This window comes from Gardnerella washingtoni (assembly GCF_049262705.1).
In the GTDB taxonomy this organism is placed as follows: domain Bacteria; phylum Actinomycetota; class Actinomycetes; order Actinomycetales; family Bifidobacteriaceae; genus Bifidobacterium; species Bifidobacterium vaginale_D.
Window position 1 is genome coordinate 813,433 of record NZ_CP058398.1, and the last position, 22,957, is coordinate 836,389.

The following is a 22,957-nucleotide window of genomic DNA, read 5'->3' on the forward strand; positions in this document are numbered from 1 at the left end:
TGCACCAACACCAACACCTGCTCCAGAAGATGAAGATAGCGGTATGTACTATTATGCAGGCTCTATTGGCGGAAGCGATGAGGACGTGTACAGTGATGAAGCTCCAGCTCCAGAACCAGAACCAACTCCAGTAGTTCCAGTTACACCAGTAGTGCCAACACCGGAGCCTCCGGCACCGGAACCTCCAGCACCGGAACCATCTGAAGAAGATGACTTGTACCACTTCACCGGTTTCAGCGACGAAAACGTGTACAGCGACGAAACGCCTACACCAGCACCGGAACCTCCAGCACCGGAACCAACTCCAGTAGTGCCAGTTACACCAGTAGTGCCACAAACTCCAAGCATCTCTGATGTTCTTGGCACATTAGACGGCGACACAGTGTTCCACACAACTCCAAGCATCTCTGATGTTCTCAGCACATTAGATGGCGACACCGTGTTCCACTTAACCCCAGCTCCAAAGCCAGTTACCCCAGTAACCCCAGCTCCAAAGCCAGTTACCCCAGTAACCCCAGCTCCAAAGCCAGTTACCCCAGTAACCCCAGCTCCAAAGCCAGTTACCCCAGTAACCCCAGCTCCAAAGCCAGTTACCCCAGTAACCCCAGCTCCAAAGCCAGTTACCCCAGTAACCCCAGCTCCAAAGCCAGTTACCCCAGTAACCCCAGCTCCAAAGCCAGTTACCCCAGTAACCCCAGCTCCAAAGCCAGTTACCCCAGTAACCCCAGCTCCAAAGCCAGTTACCCCAGTAACCCCAGCTCCAAAGCCAGTTACCCCAGTAACCCCAGCTCCAAAGCCAGTTACCCCAGTAACCCCAGCTCCAAAGCCAGTTACCCCAGTAACCCCAGCTCCAAAGCCAGTTACCCCAGTAACCCCAGCTCCAAAGCCAGTTACCCCAGTAACCCCAGCTCCAAAGCCAGTTACCCCAGTAACCCCAGCTCCAAAGCCAGTTACCCCAGTAACCCCAGCTCCAAAGCCAGTTACCCCAGTAACCCCAGCTCCAAAGCCAGTTACCCCAGTAACCCCAGCTCCAAAGCCAGTTACCCCAGTAACCCCAGCTCCAAAGCCAGTTACCCCAGTAACCCCAGCTCCAAAGCCAGTTACCCCAGTAACCCCAGCTCCAAAGCCAGTTACCCCAGTAACCCCAGCTCCAAAGCCAGTTACCCCAGTAACCCCAGCTCCAAAGCCAGTTACCCCAGTAACCCCAGCTCCAAAGCCAGTTACCCCAGTAACCCCAGCTCCAAAGCCAGTTACCCCAGTAACCCCAGCTCCAAAGCCAGTTACCCCAGTAACCCCAGCTCCAAAGAAGTAATAAAAACTGAAAACTGATAAAACATATGGGTGGTACATAGTCAGACTATGTACCACCCATATGTTTATGGTTTATTAAAAGAATTAGAACTGCAAAGAGCAACGCAGCTCACAGCAGCTAACATAGAATATTCAAGAACAAAACACTCAAGAACAGAACATTCAAGCAGGGAATATTCATCCGCAAAAAGGATTACTCACATACAACCGTATGCACACAATGAGCAATTGTGTGCATACATAAAAATCCTACACAGCATCCACCATGCAAGCAGCAACAATGTTAAAAACCTAAACGTTCAAGCTTCTTAGGGTCACTCTGCCAACCTTTAGCAACTTTCACATGCAAGTCAAGCACAGCTTTTGTGCCCGTAATGCGATTTACTGCTGTGCGTAAACGCTTCTTCACACGCACTAAATGTTCCGCACGATGACCAATAATAATCGGCTTCTGCGAATCACGCTCTACATACACTGACACAAGCACATGCGCTTTATTGTCATCGTATTGAGTATCTTCACCATCTCCCGGATACACAATATCGTCAACTACCACAGCTAGTGAATGCGGAAGCTCGTCGTCAAGTTCTTCAAGAAAAGCTCCGCGAATAAGCTCAGCAATCATGCTTTCAGGGGTTTCCTCGCTAAGCTGATCCTCAGGATACATTTGCGGGCCTTCCGGCAGATTATCAATCAAAACCTTCTTAACTTCATCAACATTATCTTTGGTAAGCGCACTTACAGGCACAATATCCGTAAAATCAGCAAACTGCTGAATTTCAAGTAAATGATGAACTAATTCATCACGGTTGAGCATATCAATTTTCGTCACAATACCAATAAGCGGCACTTTCCACGACCAGTTGCCTTGCTTATTTTTGGTAGCAAAATCAGATCGCAGTCGGCTTAGGATTCGCCTGTCTCCAGGCCCTATCTCTTGATCTGCTGGGAGTAGGAACGCAATCGCGTCAACATCAGAAAGTGACTCGTCAACAATATCGTTTAAACGTTGACCAAGCAGGGTGCGCGGACGGTGAATACCTGGAGTATCCACTAATACCATTTGTGCATGTTCAGTTGTAACAATTCCTCGAATAGCTTTACGCGTTGTTTCTGGGCGAGACGACGCAATAGCAATCTGCGTGCCAATAAGAGCGTTCATCAGCGTAGACTTACCAACATTCGGCCTACCTACTACAGCAACAAAACCAGAACGATAGCCGTGAAAATCAGGAGCAGCAACAGTTGCATGTGTTGAAGCATCGAGGTTTGCGAACATGTCGTCGTCAAAGTCGTTCTCGTCGTCAAAGTCGTTACGAGCATTGGAATTGTTATGAGCATCAACATCGTTCATAGTATTCACGTTATTTTTACCATCCAGTTCTTTATTTCAACATATTTGTTTGCTTCATCTTACTAGCTTGTTGCAAGGCATTCGTTTGCTTACTTACTGTTACTGCAGGTTGTTCTGCATTACTACTTTCAGCTTGTTCTTCTTGAGGCTCCTCTAAGCCCTGCACATCGCGTTCAACGAGAATAGTTGACACTTTCTTTCGTCTACCAGCAGAATCCACTGCAGTAAGCTTCAGCCCGCGCGTAACAGCACTAGAACCTACAATCGGCACATTACCAAGTAGTTTCGTAAGCAAACCAAACACAGTGTCCACATCATCTTCGTCAATATGAACCTCAAAAATATCTTCCAAATCTGCAATCGGCGTGCGCGCAGGCATCTTCCACACACCTTCACGTATCTCTTCTGGATCTGCATGCTGCGTGCGATCATGCTCATCTTCCAGTTCACCAACAATCTGTTCAATAGCATCCTCAATCGTCACCAAGCCTGCAATACCACCGTATTCGTCAACAACTACGGCAACATGCTGGCGAATACGTTGCATTTCGTGGAATAAATCATCAACTGGCTTAGATTCCGGCACAAGCATAGGGTCACGGCTAATCGTGTCAACAGCTCTCGTAGAAGCTGCAGGATTAAACACAGTAGCGCGCACAGCATCCTTCAAGTATGCAACACCCACTAAATCGTCAACGGAATCACCAATAACAGGAACTCGAGAAAATCCGGAACGAGAGCATAATTTCAGGAAATTTTCCAGCGTTTCGTCACTTTTAACGCAAATCATATCAGTTCGCGGAACCATAATTTCGCGGGTCAACGTATCTGAAAGCGTAAGCACATTGCGCATCATTTCCGAAACTTCAGGATCAAAATCATTCGCTTCAACTAACCGGTCAATACTCGCTTTTGCCTGATCAAGTTGAATATCTTCCAAAGCTTCATCATCGGAAAGATCAGCATGCTTTTTCCTTGGAGCAACATCCACATCACCAGCAATATGCACAAGCGGATTCAACGCTATGGCAATTGATACTACGCGAGAAAGACGCATTAATTTTGCTACAGGCTGAGCAGCACCAACAGAACGTGGACGAACAAGAATAGAAATAACAGCAACAACTACTGAAACAAGTATGCCAATAACTAATGTAAGCCATAAAGGCGATCCAAAAAATGCTACTAATGCTGCAACAAGCACACCATCTAACACATTGCACAGCACACGTACAAACGCACAAGCTCCAGCTGTTGTATAACGGTCAGCAATCAGTTTTTTAACACGATGAATTCTTGATATTTTGCGCATGCGCACGATTGCGCTTATTTCATCATCATGAGTTTGCGCTTCAATCATGAGATTGTTTAAGCTTGCGCGAGTAACTCTTGGCACTGCTCCTTCAGCAGCAGCCATAGCAAGCGACAACCACACAAGAAGCATTGCCAGCACAAGCAACACAGCTAATCCAAGCCACACGTGTAACGGCAATGCTGGAACCGATATGCTAGAAAATACTTGTTTAATATATTCCATAATTATGCTCTTAATGCGCTTTAATGCTGTTTTTTATTTTTATTTTTATTTTTGATGCTACTCGCTTCATGCTCAGCATCGTAACGCTCAAGCTCATTTACAGCGCCTTCTGGAAGCGTAGCATCATATAATTCTCCTGAGCGCGCAGCAAAAAACGTGAGTAGCAACTGCCGTTGCAAACCAAACATTTGCTTTTCTTCCTCAGGCGTAGTGTGATCGTAACCGAGCAAATGCAAAATACCGTGAATAGTGAGTAACAACATTTCTTCCATAGCACTGTGCCCAGCTGCGAGCGCTTGCTGCTCTGCCACCCACGGGCAAATCACCAAGTCACCAAGCATACCTTCAGAAACTTTATCGTCACTTCCAGGAGTTAGCTCATCCATTGGGAAACTCATAACATCTGTTGGACCTTCTAAATTCATCCAACGCTCATGCAAAGAAGCAATTGGCTCTGGGTCAACAAAAGTAATTGATAAATCTGAATGTGTGCTTACTTTCATTTGTTGAAGAACCCACATGCCAAGATCAGAGAAAATTTTTACGTCAATATTCCACACCGTTTCATTCATGACTTCAATGCTCATGATTTATCCGTTATTCCTCTCAGTAAATTCTTTAGTACGTTCACGTTTTTTACGCTCAAGCATTGCATCGTAATTTTCGTATGCTTCCACAATACGACCAACCAAAGCATGACGCACAACGTCTTCTACTTGCAAATGCACAAAAGCAATATCTCGAACTTCACCCAAAATCTTTTCAATAGAAACAAGCCCGGAACGTGGCACAGCTAAATCAACCTGCGTACTATCACCAGTAATAACCATAGTGGTATTAAAGCCAAGACGCGTTAAAAACATCTTCAACTGCTGCACGGTAGCATTTTGTGCTTCATCGAGAATAACAAAAGCATCATTTAACGTGCGACCACGCATATAAGCAAGAGGAGCAACTTCAACAATATTCTCGTCAAGATAGCGTTTTAGTTGCGTAGAGCCAAGCATGTCTGAAAGCGCGTCGTACAGTGGGCGCAAATATGGATCAACTTTATCGTTTAAAGTGCCAGGCAAGAATCCTAAGTTTTCGCCAGCTTCTACAGCAGGACGCGTCAGCACAATTCTGCGAACTCTACCATCTTCCAAAGCACGAACTGCTTTAGCAACTGCTAAATATGTTTTACCGGTACCAGCAGGACCAATGCCAAACGTTACAATATGAGCATCCATTGCCTGCACATACGCTGTTTGCCCAGCAGTTTTTGCACGCACAGGAATGCCGCCGGCAAACGTAATTACGCCCTTACTCATGCGCGCTCTACGACTCATTGCTCGACGATGAGCTTCTTCGCTAGAAGGCAACAAATCGCTGTCATTCCTTGAAAACTCGTTTTCGGAACGCGAAGCCACACTATTCGCAGCATAAGCATTCGCAGGAAAACTACTTCCAAGCACCCCACCATCGTGCCCGATACGATTTATGCGCACATTGTGTTCATCATTATGCAAAATATCACGCTCAAGCATGCGTCTTACTTCATACGCATCCATAGGTTGTTCGTAAGCTGCATCAATCATGCGCCTAAACGCATACTCAGCTTTCGCAGCATCTTCATCTGCTCTAGCTGAACGAGCAACAATTTGAACATCTTTGCCTCGTACAGTAATATCCGCTTCTGGAAAAGCATGTTCTACTTCACGCAAACCAGCATCCGCAGCGCCCAAAACCGCTACCGAGCTTAATTCGCTAGGAATTTGTACAAAACGCGTCGTACTTTTCGTCACGATTTACAAGCTACCTTCTACAAGTTTCTCACCAGTAAGCACATGCGCATGTACATGGAATACTGTTTGACCAGCATCAAGACCAGTGTTAAACACGAGTCGATAATCACCATGGAATGCGTCATCCGCAATATGTTGCGCCACTTGAGCAATATGAGCTAAAGTTTCAGGAGCTTTACTAGCAAGCTCTGCAACATTCTTATAGTGATTGCGAGGCACAATCAGCACATGCACTTTTGCTTGCGGATTAATATCATTAAACGCTACGACAGTATCATCTTCATAAACGCGACTGCTTGGAATCTCACCTGCAATAATCTTACAAAAAATGCAATTCTCTTCAGTATGATAGGTATGATCACTCATAGTTTCTCCCCTACTTGTTACGCATGCTCATGCATTATCACACGCAGTGTTTATGTAACAACACAACACCTGCTTCATACGTGCGCACATTAGCATATCTTCTACTATTTTACACAAACTCCAGCATTTTTATTGCTCAGCATTGCTATTTATTACGATTATTCGTAACGTCCTAACGCACGCGAAAGTAGCGAAAGAGCCACAGGGCCGGCTGTAGACGCACGCAAAATATTACTACCTAAAACACAACTTCGTGCACCAGCATCAATAAACATTGACACTTCATCGTCACTGATACCACCTTCTGGACCAACTAAAACGTAAACAGTGCGCTCTTTGCCATCTTCCAAACAGCGCTCGCTAAGAGTATTTACTGCTTGTTCTATTTGATTCCAACAATCAGTTGCATCCTGATGCAACACCACTACCAAATCACCATACACGCACGCGCGCCTACATATTGCAACAATCTGTTTACTTGACACACAATCATGAAGCTTCGGAATCCACGCTCTTCGTGACTGCTCAGTAGCAGCTTGTAATACTTGATTCCAACGTTTATCTGTGCGTCCAGGCTTCCACTTTGCAATTGAACGATCCGCACACCAAGGAATTACCTCATCCACACCAATTTGCGTAGCCATATCAATTGCCTGCTCATCATGACCAGTTTTTGCTAACGCTTGCACTAACGCAAGTCGCGTAGTTCGGCGCGTTTCCCTAGTAAAAGCATCAACTCGAACTAAACCATTTTCTGCGTCCGTAACAGTTGCGTGAATCCGTAAGCCTTTTCCGTCGGAAAGCTGCAAAGCGTCTCCTCCTGCCAAACGCATGGCAGATATTGCGTGACGTTGTACGTTGGAAGGAAGCGTAAGTGTCCAACCTTCTTCAATTCCATCTGCAAGCACAGGAGCATTATCACAGTCAGTATTCAGCAAAAATAAAGCGTCAGTCATAGTTTAAGCCTAACGTGAGGAGCAAGACAAACTTCCAAAACAGTAATCAAACTACAAGTTTATATTACAATTCGTTTAATGTGGCGCGAGTTTTGGGGGATTTCTCTCCTCGCGATTTTGTTTGCGATATTCTTTAGTATCGTCTATGAGTTTTGTAACTGATTTAGTTTTTTATTTTTGACGAGGCTGGAAAATTTGTGTTTGCGCTTATAGCGCTCGTACACTTTGCGTGTACTCGCTGCTGAGCTTGCGTTGAAAGCACACCGTGCTTTCAACTTGAGCAAGCTCACGCTCCGAGTTGCCTTCGCGCGCTACGCTTTAAGCGCTTCGGCAGGTCGTCGCGCCCAGTCCTTCGTGCGCTCTGGCTGTTAAAGGCGTTTATTGTGTTCGCCTTTCTTTAAAGAATGTAGCTTCTCAGTCCTCTTTTAGCACTGAACACAATTTTTCCAGCCTCTCAACACACTAAACGCCAACACAAAACTCATAGACTCGTTAAGTTTGTTACGTAAAGTGCGTGGTTTACTAAGTGCAACTAAAGTCGAAAAATTAAGCTGCGGGTGGGTGCAGCTATCTATTTTTTATTGTTTGTTTAGTGCGAAAAATCTCAAATCTCACCTCACGAATATCCACGCGACTAAATAACGACGCAATCGGTTCTAGTTCTGTGCAAGTATTGTGGCAAACTATAGTAGTACGTAATTGGAGGTAGCGCGCAATGAGTAATGAGCTTCACAATAACACTGCGCTTGTTACCTTGCGTATTTCCCGCTTTGCGCCGTGCGAAGAAACGCAAAATCCACAAGACGCCACGAAAACTGTGCGAAAGCGTCACGAAAGTCCTTTTGCTCGAAAAAAGCGTAGCAATCCTTTTGCAAAAGTAGATTCTGCAGAAAACGAAAATAGTACTACTGAATCTTCCGTTCCTTCTATAAAACGCATTCAAGGCAAGCATTGGGTTCAAGATTACGTTTTGCGCGTTCAATCCACGGATACTATTCTTAGCTGCTTGCTAACTATTAAGCGCACAATCGACCCGACTTTGGCTTTTCGCTACTCTTGTGGTCACGGAGTTTGCGGATCGGATGCTGCAAACGTAAACGGCATGCCAACTCTACTTTGCAGCGCAACAATAGGAGCGAACGCTCGTCCAGAAATCATTAATAACGTGCAATCTCGCGGATTTAGAAAAACCGGAGCTGCAAGTAGCGGCGAAAGCTCGGTAAAATCGCCAATTCTACAGAAAGAATCTACTCAGGCTGTAGCTCAAAAGAATGGCAGTTTTGGTATTATCGAACTTGCTCCTCTTGCTGGATTCGCGGTTCAGCGCGATCTTATTTGTGACCTTTCGCCTATGATTTCGCAGATAAAACGTTTAGAGCCTTACTTACAAGCAGCAGACGTTTCTGTGCGAAATGACGAGGGGAAACTTAAGCTTATTGAGTTTTTGCAGCATCCTGAAGAGTTACAAAAATTTGAGCTTTTAAGTAACTGCATTATGTGTGGTGCGTGCGAAGGAATATGCCCAATCTACGCCGGTGGTGAGGCTTTTATTGGGCCTGCTGCTTTGATTAACGCAGCTCGTTTTATTTACGATTCCAGGGATAGTGCAACAGAGCGCAGATTAGATTTGATTGACGGCAGCGACGGAATTAGTGCGTGTCAGTCGGTTAGAGCGTGCTCAAGGCAGTGTCCGCGCGGAATTGACATTGGCGAAGAAATTTGGCAGCTTACCACACTCGTGAATGAGCGCAAAAACTCTTAGATTATTCAATACCAGATGCTATGCGCACGGCTTCTAAAGGATCGTCAGTCATAGCAAACAGATGCGGATCAATAGTAGAAATCAAACCACGATCAGTAACTGTAGACTGTAACCAGGTAACAAGCCCCTTCCAGTACTCGGTTCCAAAGAGCACAACTGGCACACGCGCAACCTTATGAGTTTGCACAAGAGTTAAAGCCTCAAACATTTCGTCCATAGTGCCAAATCCGCCCGGGCACACAATGATGCCAGAAGAATACTTCATAAACATGGTTTTACGCACGAAGAAATACCGAAACTGCATGCCAAGATTAATCCACTGGTTCAACCCTTGCTCATGCGGAAGCTCAATACCTAAACCAACTGAAGTGCCACCGGCTTCTGCAGCACCACGATTTGCAGCCTCCATAATGCCAGGCCCACCGCCTGTAATAACAGCAAAACCATGTTTTACAAGCTCCGCACCCATCATGCGAGCAGCAGCATATTCAGGCTCATCTTCTTGTATGCGAGCAGAGCCAAAAACACTAACAGCTTTGCCAAGTTCAGCAAGCGCGTCAAAACCATCGACAAACTCAGCTTGAATACGAAGCGCACGCCATGGATCAGCACTACGCCAATCCCACTGACGATCTGCAGGTACGCCAACTCCTGCAGCAATCTGCTGATTACAATCATTACGAAGCAATGTTTCTGTGGTACTTTCTTGGGGGATCATGGAGCCTCTCATAACTACAGAACCACGATGATATGTGGTACCCCAAGGTGGAATCATATCCGAAGAATTTTCTGTATTTTTTTCCATAATCACCTCTCGTAATTATTACCTCTCGTAATTATCGTTGCGTTAGTAGGTTAATACGTTGTTGAGCTAATACGTTATTACATTGCTACTTGTTACGCAGTGACGCAATGAAATTGCCGCGCTGTTCATCCCCTACTTTTGCACGAAGTAGCAATATCGTATTGCGTCAATCGTCTATTTCTTCTAATTCTTCTTCCATACGCTTAGCTTGACGCGCAAGTAAGAAGCCGGCAACACCGGCAGCAATAATAGAAGCAACAAGCACACCAAAACGCGCTTCAGCAGACAAATCTGCATCCGAATACGCAAGTGAAGCAATCAGTAACGACACAGTAAAACCAATACCACACGCGCAAGCAGTAGGAAGCAAATCACGCACACTCAAACCATCTGGCACACGTAGACCAATGCAAGTTCTAGCAAGCCAAGCAGTTATCATAATGCCAAGAGGCTTACCAACAACAAGTGCAAGAGTAATTGCAATAAGAATTGGAGAGAAGAATAATTCCCACGTTAATGTTTCAAAATGCACGCCAGTTGCAAATAGTGCAAAAATTGGTAATGCAATAAGAGCAGAGATAGGCTGAATTTTCTTACGATAGCGCTCAGCACGTAGCGTTGTTTCACCATGTACTAGATGCGCAGGTGTAAGCAAACCAACCATTACACCAGCTAACGTTGGGTGTATACCAGCCTCATACATCATAACCCACGCTGCAATACCAACTAAAGCAACAAGAAGCCAAGGAACTCGTTTAAGTCGCACTAAAGTCGTCCAAACGAGCCCACAAATAATTACGCCTACGAACCAATACCAAGCGTTCAAAGATGAGAAAAATACTGCAATAAGTGCAATACCGAGTAAATCATCTACAGTAGCAAGCGTCATAAGAAACGCCCTTAAAGCATGCGGCAATGTTTTAGCAAACAAAGCCAATACTGCCAGAGAAAACGCGATATCGGTTGCCGTCGGAATTGCCCAACCAGCACGCACCATACCTAGGGAAGGTAAAGCTCCAGAAGTTAGTCGCATAATTTCTTGACCAGCATGAAGCTCAGAAAATACGGTTACTGTTGTTACAAACAATATCGGAGGCACAACCATGCCACCAACAGCACAAATCATCGGCATAGCTGCAGCACGCGGATCTGAAAGTGAGCCAGCAATCAGCTCATGTTTTAAATCTAGGCCAACTGAAAGGAAGAAAATAGTAAGCACACCATCTTGTACCCAATGACCAATTGACATGTGAATATTTGTCAAAGGGATACCCACATGAGTATGCGAAATGGCTTCAAACACAGGCGCTGTTACAGGAATATTAGCAAGCAATAAACCAGTAAGAGCAAAACCAAGCATAATCAAACCAGAAATTCGCTCATTATTAGCAATATTGCAAGCTATTCTCCAACCGCGTCGTATCATATCGTAAATAAGCCTCCCTTAAGTGCGCGTGTTACCATGCAGCAGTACTGACTCGCAAGCAATACTGACTCGCAAGCAATACTGCTGACAGCAGCAATTGACAAGTAACACTACAATCACATTGGCACAAACACCAAACTGTATTACCAAGCAAACAATACAGTGAACTTGTACTTGTTAGTATAGCGGAGAGGGATAAACCAAGCGCGAGGCTATAAGCCCCAAAAGTATGTAAGAAATCATGTCTTAGGCCTTGCAATACAAGCGTTTTGCGGCAATCGAATCTGTCTGCTGCATATTCGCCACCCGGACAAAACTGTGTAAAAAATCAGCTCATAACCCTTATGGCAGTAGGGCTTGTGGCATATCGAATGTGAGCTATTCCTTTAGGCGCTTGAGCGTCGAAGCAAGAATCGTACGAATATTTAATAGCAATTCGGCTTGAGTGGCGTTTTCTCAGTCGGTTAACTGAACTAGTAACAGTGTTCGGGTGATTACCGTTGTTTTCTCAGCTAGATAACTGAACTAGTAACAGTGTTCGGGCGATTACCGTTGTTTTCTCAGTCGGTTAACTGAACTAGTAACAGTGTTCGGGTAATTACCGTTGTTTTCTCAGTCGGTTAACTGAACTAGTAACAGTGTTCGGGTAATTACCGTTGTTTTCTCAGCTAGATAACTGAACTAGTAACAGTGCTGAGGCTATGGTTTATGCCACAGAATATTCATCCGCTTAGCTTTACACACTTTTGGGGAAATAACCCTATAACCCTGTTTATACGGAAAGGGTGGGCTGGAAGATAAAAACACGCTAACGACACGCCGATTTTGTACACACTTTTGGGAAATAACCCTCAAAAGCGAGGTTATAGGGTTATAGGGTTATTCCCCAAATATGCAAAAAACGCGGAGCCGAAGCACCGCGTTTTACTTGTGCGCCAGACAGGATTCGAACCTGCAACCTTCTGATCCGTAGTCAGATGCTCTAATCCGTTGGGCTACTGGCGCATGTTTCCAGTCTCAAGAACCATGTCCTTGTTTCCGGCAACTTGACTAATATACAACTATTCCATAGAAAACACAAACCCCGGCGTGTCGCCAGGGTTTGTACTGTTCATCACGATTGTAAGCAGCCAGTGAGGAATGCTATATGAGCACCGACACAGTAACATGCTTATATAGCTACATAATGAAACAGCTACATATTCATATGACTATGCCTTCGCGCAATCATATACTCACATACTTGCAACCCTTATAGCGTCACATTATTCTCGATGCTCAAGCACTTCATCAACCATGCCATAAGCTTTCGCTTCTTGAGCAGTGAGAATAGTATCAACTTCAATATCTTTACGAATACGCTCAATATTTTGACCCGTATGTTTAGCAAGCGTTGATTCCAACCACTCACGCAAGCGCAGCATTTCCTTCGCCTGAAGCTCAATCTCGGTTGCCTTACCAAAATCCTGACCCATAGAAGGCTGATGAATAAGCACACGCGCATTCGGCAAAATCATGCGTTTACCAGCAGCTCCAGCAGCAAGAATAATAGCCGCAGCAGATGCCGCCTGTCCCAAGCATACCGTTTGAACATCTGGCTTAATGTATTGCATAGTGTCGTAAATAGCAGTCATGGCAGTCATGGAACCGCCTGGGGAATTAATATACATCATTACATCGCGGTCGCTGTTCATGCTTTCTAACACAAGAAGCTGAGCCATAATATCGTCAGCAGAAGTGTCATCAACTTGAACACCCATGAAGATAATGCGGTCTTCAAACAATTTCGTATATGGATCTTGCGTTTTCAAGCCATATGGCGTTTGCTCACCAAATTGTGGCAACACGTATCGGTTAGTAAAACGCTGGGCTGAAGCAACACCACCAAAACCGGCTAAACGTTCAGCGCGCGCAACAAACTTTGCTTCTTCACTTGCCATAAATTACTCCTCACCACGCATAGAAGCAGGAGTGGTTACAATCTTATCTACGAAACCGTACTCCAAAGCTTGCTGAGCTGTAAACCAATGATCATACTCGTTATCTCGGTAAATTTCTTCCACCGTATGACCAGTTTGTTTTGCAGTCAGCTCAGAAAGTGTTTTCTTCATATCCATAATCAGCTCAGCGTTAATACGCACATCTGTAGCAGTGCCACCAACACCGCCAGAAGGCTGATGCATAAGCACACGCGCATGTGACGTAATGTAACGCTTACCAGGCGTTCCTGAACTTAACAAGAACTGCCCCATAGAAGCTGCCATACCAACTGCAATAGTTGCCACATCTGGCTCAATGAGCTGCATTGTGTCGTAAATTGCCATACCGGCGGTAATAGAACCACCTGGCGAATTAATATACAACCAAATATCTTTCTTAGGATCTTCTGCCGCAAGCATCAGCATCTGAGCGCAGATGATATTAGCATTCTCGTCTTTTACCTCAGATCCCAACCAAATAATGCGATCTTTTAGCAACCGATTGAAAATAGAATCAGTTGGGGATGATGCTTCACCCTGCTCTAACACAGGAGAAGTTGTAAAAAGCTCAGTCACCTTATCTCCTTACCATAAACTTAAGTATTCCTAGATTATCGTGTGCGCGTGACCGTAAAAAACAAGAATGCGAAATAAAACACTCAACACAATTAGCTACTAAATGAGACACAATCACAGCAAATAACATAAGAAAAAGTAATGCAAACGGTGCGTTTACTAATTCAGCAACTAAAAGCCACGCCATAATCGGAGCTTTTCTGGAAGACGCAAGTAAAGAAGCAGAGCCAATAATAGCTACAGAAATTGCAGAAACTTGAGAAATACCAAATGTTGAGTAGAAAATAGAGTATAAAATCACCCCAATGCAAGCACCAGTTGAAATACTCGGCTGCAGTACTCCGCCGGAAGCACCGTAACGCAGAACAAGCAAAGTAGCAAGCATTTTCAGTATTGCAAGAATTAGCAAAATAATCATAATATTCGCGCTAGCTGCCACATGCGGAAACGAAGATACAGAAAACGCAAGCTGAGAAAGCGACCTGCCATTCCCCATAATATGCGGAAAACGGCAAGCTATAATGCCAATAATGAAGCCAGCTACAGGCATAAAACAGAGCATTTTTACACCGCGCAAAGCATGAGTTCGACACCAAATAATACCCAAGCGAAAAACGTAGCCGACTAAACCGCACACTGCACCAACAGCAATAGCTAAAACACAAATTTGCCAAGAAATAGCGCAAGAAAAGTGCGAAATATTGTAGTAGCTAGAATGATGCATTACAAATTCAACAACAAACGCAGCAATATAATTCATTACAAGAGCAAAAGGTAAGCAATACAAGCGCTCCGAATGCGCAATATTTTTAACAATATTAACTGCTACAGAACCATCGTCGCGATTGAGCCACGTGTAAAAACCAAAACCCTGAGTTTTACTCAGCAAACCTAATGCGAGTACAGTGCCAGCTAAAGGCGCGTGATACACTGCCGCCAAGCCTGCACCAGCAGCAGAGGCGATCAGTACGCGCTGAGTTTTAGCAGATATGCGAAAAATATGACTGTAACGTTGAGCAAACATTGCAGCTAATTCTCGCGGAGCCACTTCCCTACCAATTGAAATTCCAGAACCAACAATGCCAATTTGCAGTAAAACATGCGCAATAGTAGAAAAAATTGGCATCTTACTTCCGCTAACAGCTTGCGGAATGGTAACAATACGAGGAGGATTCTCTCTCTTACGCAGCAAATACCAGGCTACACCAGCAATAGCCATAGCTATTGTGGTAGATAGCATGTAACGATACCACGGAAAGCCTGAAAATACAGTGTTTTTGGCAGATTCAATTGATCCAAAAGCAAGGTATTGTACTGCGTAAAGAATAAGTGTAAGAACTGTTGCGCCTAAGCCTGCAAGAATGCCAAGAACAACAGAAGCTGCAGCAAAACGCACTACTTGAATTGCGAGATTAAGTAACCTGCCAAATCTGCAGCAAGATTTAGGCTTCGTTTCAGCGCTACTATCCATAACTTCTCACAATTCTTAAAATATGTAGATTCGTCCTTTAAGGAGTTAATTAAACTATAAAATAAGACCCAGCAGAACATCATTCCGCCAGGTCTTACTTAAAGCCGTTACGAAGTAACGCAGAACTTGAGTTACTGCTACTTGGAAAGTTCGTCAGCAACGGCTGCAGCCTTAGTTGCAGCTTCTACGCTTTCATTTTCATCACTTTCGTCTTCCTCAGTCAAGAAAGCGCTCAAGTCGATAGCTTCGCCGCCGGAAACAAACTTTACAGCACGCATACCAGCAAGCAAGCCCTTAGAACGAGCCACTTCTTGAACAGCGGAACCAAGTTGACCATTGTTCACAATTGCGTTAATGAACTGGTTTGGATCCATGCCATACTGCTGAGCAACAGAAACCAAGAAGTTGGTGACATCAGCTTGGGAAACAGACACATCCATCTGCTCAGCCAAAGCATCAAGCACCATTTGGTCGCGAAGTTCCTTTTCAGCAGACTTCTGAGCTTCATCTTTCTGCTCTTGCGTAGCCTTTTCTGGGTCTGGAGTCATAGCCTTCAAATGTTCAGCAACAGCCTTGTCCAAAACACCCTTAGGAACAGGAATCTCAACCTCTTCCTGGAGCTTAACAAGGAATGCGTCACGAGCATTGGTTGCCTGACGACCTTCAGCAGCCTGTTCGCAAGCCTTACGAACATCAGCTTTCAGCTCATCCAAAGTGTCAAACTCGGAGGCTTCCTGAGCAAAATCATCGTTAAGTTCTGGCAATTCCTGAGTCTTTACGGAATTAACCTTAACTTTAATCTGAGCTTTCTCGCCCTTATGCTTACCGGATTCAAGAGTACCCTCGAAAGTGGTTTCTTCACCAGCAGAAAGGCTATCCAAAGCCTCATCCAAACCGTCAAGCAACACACCAGAACCAATTTCGTAGCTAACGCCTTCTTGTGCGTCAACAACTTCATCGTTAATGCGAGCTTCCAAATCGATATTAGTGTAATCACCCTTAGTTGCTGGACGATCAACACCCACCAAAGTAGCGAAACGCTGACGAAGACCCTCTAAACGATCATCCACGTCTTTGTCGGAAACTTCTGGCTTCTCGACTTCAATCTCAACACCCTTGAACTTGTTCAACTTAAAATCTGGACGACGCTCAACAGTAACAACAAACTTAAGTTTGGCATCTTCAGCAGTTGACGTTGGCACTTCTTGCACGTCAAATTCTGGCTGATCCATTGGGCGAATCTTCTTTTCTTCCAAAGCCTTAGAGTAAAGCTCTGGCACAGCGGAATTGACGGCTTCACCGGCAACAGCACCGAAACCGACGCGCTGATCTACAATCTTGCCTGGTACATGTCCCTTACGGAAACCTGGCACGTTAATTTGCTTAGCAATCTCCTTACGAGCTTCATCCAAGAATGGCTTGAAGTCTTCGAGATCTGCGGTAATGGTGAGCTTAACCTTAGTTGGCTCAAGATTCCTGACGCTGATTTTCACGCTTGCGCTCCTGAAATTACGTTTTCTTACCTTCTGCCGGATGGCACAACCGTTACATGATAACGCGAGTTACGGACTCAGCAATAAGTGCAACCTGCCACGCTCTAGCACCTTGAGCTAAAAGAAAGGTTGAAACGTCAACTTCGTGTATATTTTCACTCCAACAAAGATTGCGAATAATTTGTGGTTTAATAATCACTTCTACCGGAGTATGAGTATCTTCAGCAATACACATCAGCAAGGAACGAACACGCTGCAACAAATCATATCGTGCAGGATGATGCTCCTTCCAGTAATGCATGGAACGAGGAGCAGTTTGTGAATCCTGCGAATATTGAGCACCTTGAGCACCCAACGAATCTTGCGAATCAGTAAAATCCTGCGCATCCTCAGTATTATTTGTTGTCCGCAATGAAGAAGATTTGTGCGACTCGCGCGAATCAAATTGCATAGTTCCATTTGGCAATATTGGCGGCACATCATCCATAGCTGTTTCACCAGATTTCGCACGCAAAATTGCTTGTTCAATAACATTTTTCCAAAGAGATGGCTTAATTTTACGCTGAATTGGTGCGTACCGTTCAAACATTTTATCTTGCTCACTGCCTGTGTGTATTCGCACTCGCTCATTTAACGAGCGAATACTACGAAACGCACGAGCATTGCACGGCTTGCGCTTCCCCGCCTCAATAATCGCAGCATCAGAAAGCAGTAGTGTAGGCGCAATATCGTATTGACGAGCAAGAGCATCACGCTCTTCCCACAAAGATTTTGCAATAATTAAGCCAACGCGATCGTGCATAAGCACACTAATATGCGATATTTTAAGCCACGGACGCGGATGCGGAGCTTTCTTTTGCGCCCCCTGCTTCAGTAAGTGCGCAAATTCTTCTTCAGCCCAAGAAAGTTTACCCTGTTTTTTGAGTTCCGCGCGCATTGCTTCTTCTAATTCGATAAGCAATTCAACATCTAAAGCCGCATAATTTCGCCAATCTCGAGGAAGTGGACGGTAAGACCAGTCAGCTGCAGAATGTTCTTTTGCAAGAGTAAGCCCCAAATAATATTCAGTTACCGAACTTAAGCCGAAGCGCTTTCTGCCAAGTAATTTAGCGGCAATCTCAGTATCAAATAACGCACGCGGACGCAAACCAATATCAAAGAATCCTGGCAAATCCTGCATAGAATCGTGAATAATCCAAGGCGCATCCCCTATTGCCGCGTTAAACTCATGCCAATCAACGCCAAGTTTTCCTAGTGCTACAGGATCAAGCAAACCAATGCCGGCACCTTTGCGCTTAAATTGAATCAACCAATCTTCATGACTGTAACGAAAACCGGAAGCTCGCTCAGCATCCGCAGCCAAAGGTCCCGTTCCTGCTGCCAACAAGCTACAATAATCTTTATATGCTTCAAGCGTATCAATGACTTCTGGAACTCCTTCTCTAGGCTCTTTTAAAAGCTTTGGTTCCTCGTTCAAGAACGCCTCCTGATTGTACGCTTAGCAAACACATGCACTTAAAACTATACGTAATATTACACACATAGTTTGCACATTGCTACAGCGAGTAACGCAACCGGATATTCTAATTACGAGATTTACGCAACAATAGTATTCCTCGAGTAATCGCAAAACCTAATACGCTTATAACTAAGGTTGGAAGCATTGCATTAAGGAAATACGATGCGTCCAAATAGAAGAATCTTAACGATATTGAGCCAAGACTAAAGCACACATTCTCGGCTACATTTTTAGAACCACAAGGCAAACCGAGCAAATGCAGAGGTACTGCAAAATACACTAAAAGCGCGTCGTAAATAATGCCTACAAGCACCACAATCCATCCGCCTTTGCCAGCCATTCCAGCGCACACGCACACTCCGGCCATAAGCAAGAATGGGAATATCATAAGCGAAATCATAATGCCAATGCCTTCGCTTAATAGCACGAGTACTGTAGAAGCAATATAACCAATAACTAAAGTAAACCAGCAACCAGCAAGAATCTTATGCTTAGAAATCCAACTATCTTCTTTCATAAAATCTGTTTTACTCAAGCAATACTCTTTAACAGCATCCAAAACGTAATATCCAAAAGCGTAACCAACCCAAGTACCAATAATTCCTCCAAAAGCAATAGCTAGAAGCGCAAGTACTAACAATCCGAAAGAAAGCTTACTGCCTACATAAGGATAAAACGCAAGAAAAATGTCGAAAAGTATGCCACATAACACGCTTAATATCGATGTGATTATCGGCAACGTTAAGCTTCTGGAACGCAGCATAGCAAATAACGATTGAATAGCAAAAAATATTACAACAAGTAAAACTGCTGGACCACACGCAACTGAAACACTTAAATGACTACTATGCACCAATGCGTAAGGAGCGGAAGCAAGAACAGTCACATAAAAAATAAGCGAAACAATCACAGCAACCAAAGCCACAGTATGCGTGCGATTCCAAGTACAATTCTCCTTCAATTCCTTCAACTTCTTCACGATAAGCTCCTTTGCCTATGCAATATTGGATATTGTTGAAATCCTATCATAAACAAAAAAAATGTAAATATAGAAAAATACGCTCTTAACAGAATTATTACAACTTACAGAGCGTTATAATTTAAGCACTTCGACAATTCAATGCGCATATTTAGATTCAATACACAACAAAACCGTGGTCTTTGAACTGGTTTACAACTCGCTCTTTAAGCGCCCTAGAAGGTCCTTTCTGATTCTCAAGAGGGTACGGAATCCTAAGCTCATGCCACTTTGGGCGGCCTAGTTGATGGAATCCAAGCACGTCAATATGCTCAACAGCATCCCCAAAGGAATCGCAAATCTCAGCAACTTTTTCAACATTTTCTTCGCTGTCGGTCAAACCTGGAACGAGCACAAAACGCACCCAAATCTTCTTACCAGCTTTTGCTAAGCGCTGACCAAAGTCGATAGTTGGCTGAAGCAAACCACCGGTAACTTTTTTATATGTTTCTTCAGTGCCAGATTTAACGTCAAGCAAGCAAAGATCAATATCGTCAATCATTTCGTCCGTGTAATTACGATTCAAAAAGCCGGAAGTATCTAAGCACGTGTGCACGCCCATTTCTTTTGCAGCGCGAAACACTCGAGATACAAAAGCCGGTTGCATCATGGACTCGCCGCCAGAAAATGTGATTCCGCCGCCTGTTGCCTTAAAAAGACTTTGATAACGGTCAACTTTTTTAATCATCGCGTCTAAGTAGACTGGCTTTCCGTCGCGCATTTTCCAAGTATCAGGATTTTGGCAATACTGGCAGCGAAGCGGGCAGCCACTCATAAACACCGTCATACGAGTTCCCGGGCCATCAACAGAAGTGTTAATATCCCAAGAATGAACGAAACCAATATCGCCTGTTTTAAGAGCAACTAAGCGGTCTTTACGATCCAAACCAATTGGAGATTCAAAGCCAGAAAGTCCACCCATTAACGTTTGGCGAGCATACTCTTTCGACTCTTTCAACATATGCTGAGTCGTGGTACGAAACGCTGTATTTTCAACCATAAAGATGCCCTCCAAACTTATTTTTACACAATATACGTAATATATGCGATATGCATAATATACACAATTAACAAAAGCCGGGAGCGAAACTAACCTCACTCCCGGCGGTGTTCAACAATCAACCAAATCAGTCAGTAACAGAACCTTGGTGGAATGTACGAGAAATAACGTCGAGCTGCTGCTCCTTAGTGAGCTTTACGAAGTTCACTGCGTAGCCGGAAACTCGAACCGTCAAGTGCGGGTACTTTTCTGGGTGCTCAACAGCATCTTCAAGCTGTTCCTTACGCAAAACGTTGATGTTTGCATGGTACAAGCCGTGGCCGTTGCCAGCATCCAAAATACCAACCAAGTTGCTGATACGCTCGTCTTCGTCACGCCCCAAACCGTCAGGAGTAATGGTGTTCGTAAGCGAAATGCCGTCGAGAGCATCGTCATAATCAATCTTGCCAACGGAGAACATGGATGGAAGCATGCCGTGCGAATCCATGCCGTTTTCTGGATTTGCGCCTGGAGCGTACGGAGTACCCTTCTTGTGGCCAGACGGGAAGGAACCGGTGTTCTTGCCGTACTCGACGTTAGAAGTAATAGTCAAGATGGACTGAGTTGGAACAGCATTACGGTACACAGGCAAACGCTTTACCTGACCCATTACAGTGCTTACAACCCACTTAGCTAAGTCATCAGCGCGATCGTCGTCGTTACCGTAGATTGGGAACTCACCAACCGTCTTGTAACCAACGATCAAATCGTCATCGCCGCCCTCGATGTACTCGTACTCGTGGCCTTCGGTAGTCTTAGCATCCTTGTTGTAGATTGGGTAAACTTTCGCATACTTTAGAGCAGCCAAGGAATCTGCAGCAATCGACAAGCCAGACATACCGCAGCCGAGTGTACGGTAGACTTCCCTATCATGCAAAGCCATTTCAATGGACTCGTAAGCATACTTATCATGCATGTAGTGGATGATATTCAAAGCCTCAATATAAGTCTCGGAAAGCCATTCCAAAGCCTTCTCGTAGTTGGCCTTAACCTTCTCATAATCGAGAGTGCCGTCTGCTTCTGGACGAATTGGCTCAATAACACCCTTATCAATAACCTGCATGCCGGTCATTTCATCGCGGCCGCCGTTAATCGCGTAAAGCAAAGCCTTTGCGGAGTTCACGCGAGCTGCGAAGAACTGCATTTGCTTACCAACGCGCATTGGGGAAACGCAGCAAGCAATAGCAGCGTCATCACCCCAGTGCTCACGAATGTCTTTATCGGACTCGTACTGGATTGCAGAAGTGTCGATAGAAATTTGTGCGCAGAAACGCTTGTAGGCTTCTGGAAGCTTTGGATCCCAGAAAATAGTGATGTTTGGCTCAGGACCAGGCCCAAGATGCTCAAGAGTCAAAGTGTTAAGCAAACGGAACGAAGTCTTAGTAACAAACGTGCGACCATCATCACTGAAGCCAGCATCAGACCACGTTGCCCAGTATGGATCACCAGAGAAGATTGCATCATAATCCTTAGTACGCAAGAAGCGCACAATGCGAAGCTTCATAACGAGTGCATCAATAATCTCCTGAGCGTCAGTTTCGGTAATCAAACCAGCCTTCAAATCGCGCTCAAAGTAGCAATCGAAGAATGCGGAAACACGGCCGAAGCTCATTGCAGCGCCATCCTGGCTCTTGACAGATGCAAGATAACCCATGTAAGTCCACTGAACAGCTTCCTTAGCAGTTTGAGCTGGACGTGTCAAATCCAAGCCGTACTCGTTACCCAAATTAATAAGCTGCTTCAAAGCCTTGATTTGCTCATCATGCTCTTCGCGGAAACGAATCCAATGCTCAATTTCCGTCTCGGTAAAATCGTTACGATATGGAATTGAATCCTTATCACGCTTCTTAAACTCAATAAGCATATTCACGCCATAAAGAGCCACGCGACGGTAATCACCAATAATACGACCGCGACCATAAGCATCTGGCAAACCGGTTAAAATCTTGTTGTGGCGAGCAATCTTAATGTTCTTAGTGTAAACACCAAACACACCATCGTTATGAGTCTTACGATAGGTAGTAAAAATCTTCTTAATTTGAGGATCTACTTCCTTGCCAGCTTCCTTAATAGCCTGCTCAACCATGCGCCAACCACCATTTGGCATCATAGCGCGCTTGCAAGGCTCATCAGTTTGCAAACCAACGATAACGTTATCTACTTCTGGGCTTTCAATGTAGCCGGCTGGCATGGCGTCAATGCCTGCAGGAATGTGAGTTTCAACATCATAGACACGACGCTCACGCTCAACAGCTAAGTAATTGTCGTCGAGATACTTCCACATGTGCTTTGTTTTCTCAGTAGCATCAGCCAAGAAAGTCTCATCGCCTTCATACGGCGTGTAATTCTTTAAAATAAAGTCACGAACGTCAATATCTTTCTTCCAGTTGCCGTCAGTAAAGCCATCCCAAGCCTTAGTACGAAGATCCTCTTCGGTGAGAACCGGTGCATCAACTGATGTCATATTAGACTCCTTTTGTACCCGCAGCGCACCTTCACGCTGTCTTACTTAACTATGGTAAAGCATGCGCAAAAGGGTACGCGAGGAGTTTTGCAAAAAA

General features: G+C 44.6%; 18 protein-coding genes and 1 tRNA gene. 1 reads left to right on the plus strand and 18 read right to left on the minus strand.

Annotation, left to right across the window (positions count from 1 at the left end):
* Positions 1-51: 51 nt before the first annotated feature.
* From HXT28_RS03130 to HXT28_RS03160, 7 genes are all read right to left on the minus strand, one after another.
* Positions 52-1,350, minus strand: coding sequence for a beta strand repeat-containing protein (locus tag HXT28_RS03130; protein ID WP_422113661.1), 1,299 nt, complete (start codon positions 1,348-1,350; stop codon positions 52-54).
* A gap of 244 nt (positions 1,351-1,594) precedes the next feature.
* A complete protein-coding gene (gene era, locus HXT28_RS03135; protein ID WP_016637247.1) occupies positions 1,595-2,665 on the minus strand; it encodes a GTPase Era in 1,071 nt (356 codons plus the stop codon).
* Between the two features lie 31 nt (positions 2,666-2,696).
* Positions 2,697-4,202 (minus strand): hemolysin family protein, encoded by a 1,506-nt coding sequence (locus tag HXT28_RS03140; protein ID WP_422113662.1) that lies wholly within the window; start codon positions 4,200-4,202, stop codon positions 2,697-2,699.
* Between the two features lie 20 nt (positions 4,203-4,222).
* Positions 4,223-4,789, minus strand: a complete 567-nt coding sequence (gene ybeY, locus HXT28_RS03145) for an rRNA maturation RNase YbeY (RefSeq protein ID WP_016637249.1) — start codon at positions 4,787-4,789, stop codon at positions 4,223-4,225.
* A gap of 3 nt (positions 4,790-4,792) precedes the next feature.
* The gene (locus HXT28_RS03150) at positions 4,793-5,986 is read right to left on the minus strand and encodes a PhoH family protein (protein WP_422113663.1); all 1,194 of its coding nucleotides are present in this window, start codon (positions 5,984-5,986) and stop codon (positions 4,793-4,795) included.
* A gap of 3 nt (positions 5,987-5,989) precedes the next feature.
* A complete protein-coding gene (locus HXT28_RS03155; RefSeq protein WP_016637251.1) occupies positions 5,990-6,352 on the minus strand; it encodes a histidine triad nucleotide-binding protein in 363 nt (120 codons plus the stop codon).
* A gap of 158 nt (positions 6,353-6,510) precedes the next feature.
* Positions 6,511-7,308 (minus strand): 16S rRNA (uracil(1498)-N(3))-methyltransferase, encoded by a 798-nt coding sequence (locus tag HXT28_RS03160; RefSeq protein ID WP_422113664.1) that lies wholly within the window; start codon positions 7,306-7,308, stop codon positions 6,511-6,513.
* Between the two features lie 715 nt (positions 7,309-8,023).
* Here HXT28_RS03160 and HXT28_RS03165 point away from each other — a divergent pair.
* Positions 8,024-9,070: a succinate dehydrogenase/fumarate reductase iron-sulfur subunit gene (locus HXT28_RS03165; RefSeq protein WP_016637377.1), complete on the plus strand. Its 1,047-nt coding sequence runs from the start codon at positions 8,024-8,026 to the stop codon at positions 9,068-9,070.
* Between the two features lies 1 nt (position 9,071).
* On the opposite strand, the gene HXT28_RS03170 is transcribed toward HXT28_RS03165, so the two are convergent.
* From HXT28_RS03170 to pflB, 11 genes are all read right to left on the minus strand, one after another.
* Entirely contained in the window at positions 9,072-9,875 is an 804-nt protein-coding gene (locus HXT28_RS03170; RefSeq protein WP_422113665.1) for a TIGR00730 family Rossman fold protein, read from the minus strand.
* 166 nt (positions 9,876-10,041) lie between these two features.
* A complete protein-coding gene (locus HXT28_RS03175; protein WP_422113666.1) occupies positions 10,042-11,301 on the minus strand; it encodes a Na+/H+ antiporter NhaA in 1,260 nt (419 codons plus the stop codon).
* A gap of 931 nt (positions 11,302-12,232) precedes the next feature.
* Positions 12,233-12,306: transfer RNA gene (locus HXT28_RS03180), tRNA-Arg, on the minus strand.
* A 260-nt stretch (positions 12,307-12,566) separates the two neighbouring features.
* Positions 12,567-13,241 carry an ATP-dependent Clp protease proteolytic subunit gene (locus HXT28_RS03185; protein ID WP_016637036.1) on the minus strand — a complete coding sequence of 225 codons (675 nt, stop codon included), beginning with the start codon at positions 13,239-13,241 and terminating at the stop codon, positions 12,567-12,569.
* A gap of 3 nt (positions 13,242-13,244) precedes the next feature.
* Positions 13,245-13,856: an ATP-dependent Clp protease proteolytic subunit gene (locus HXT28_RS03190; RefSeq protein ID WP_016637035.1), complete on the minus strand. Its 612-nt coding sequence runs from the start codon at positions 13,854-13,856 to the stop codon at positions 13,245-13,247.
* Position 13,857: 1 nt separating this feature from the next.
* Positions 13,858-15,327, minus strand: coding sequence for a chloride channel protein (locus HXT28_RS03195; protein WP_422113215.1), 1,470 nt, complete (start codon positions 15,325-15,327; stop codon positions 13,858-13,860).
* A gap of 137 nt (positions 15,328-15,464) precedes the next feature.
* On the minus strand, positions 15,465-16,820 hold the full coding sequence (tig, locus tag HXT28_RS03200; RefSeq protein ID WP_016637033.1) for a trigger factor: 1,356 nt from the start codon (positions 16,818-16,820) through the stop codon (positions 15,465-15,467).
* A gap of 52 nt (positions 16,821-16,872) precedes the next feature.
* Positions 16,873-18,297, minus strand: coding sequence for an HRDC domain-containing protein (locus tag HXT28_RS03205; protein WP_422113216.1), 1,425 nt, complete (start codon positions 18,295-18,297; stop codon positions 16,873-16,875).
* A 106-nt stretch (positions 18,298-18,403) separates the two neighbouring features.
* Positions 18,404-19,318 carry a hypothetical protein gene (locus tag HXT28_RS03210; RefSeq protein WP_004137378.1) on the minus strand — a complete coding sequence of 305 codons (915 nt, stop codon included), beginning with the start codon at positions 19,316-19,318 and terminating at the stop codon, positions 18,404-18,406.
* A gap of 157 nt (positions 19,319-19,475) precedes the next feature.
* Positions 19,476-20,357, minus strand: coding sequence for a pyruvate formate-lyase-activating protein (gene pflA, locus HXT28_RS03215; RefSeq protein ID WP_016637030.1), 882 nt, complete (start codon positions 20,355-20,357; stop codon positions 19,476-19,478).
* 127 nt (positions 20,358-20,484) lie between these two features.
* Entirely contained in the window at positions 20,485-22,860 is a 2,376-nt protein-coding gene (gene pflB, locus HXT28_RS03220) for a formate C-acetyltransferase (protein WP_016637029.1), read from the minus strand.
* Positions 22,861-22,957: the final 97 nt, after the last annotated feature.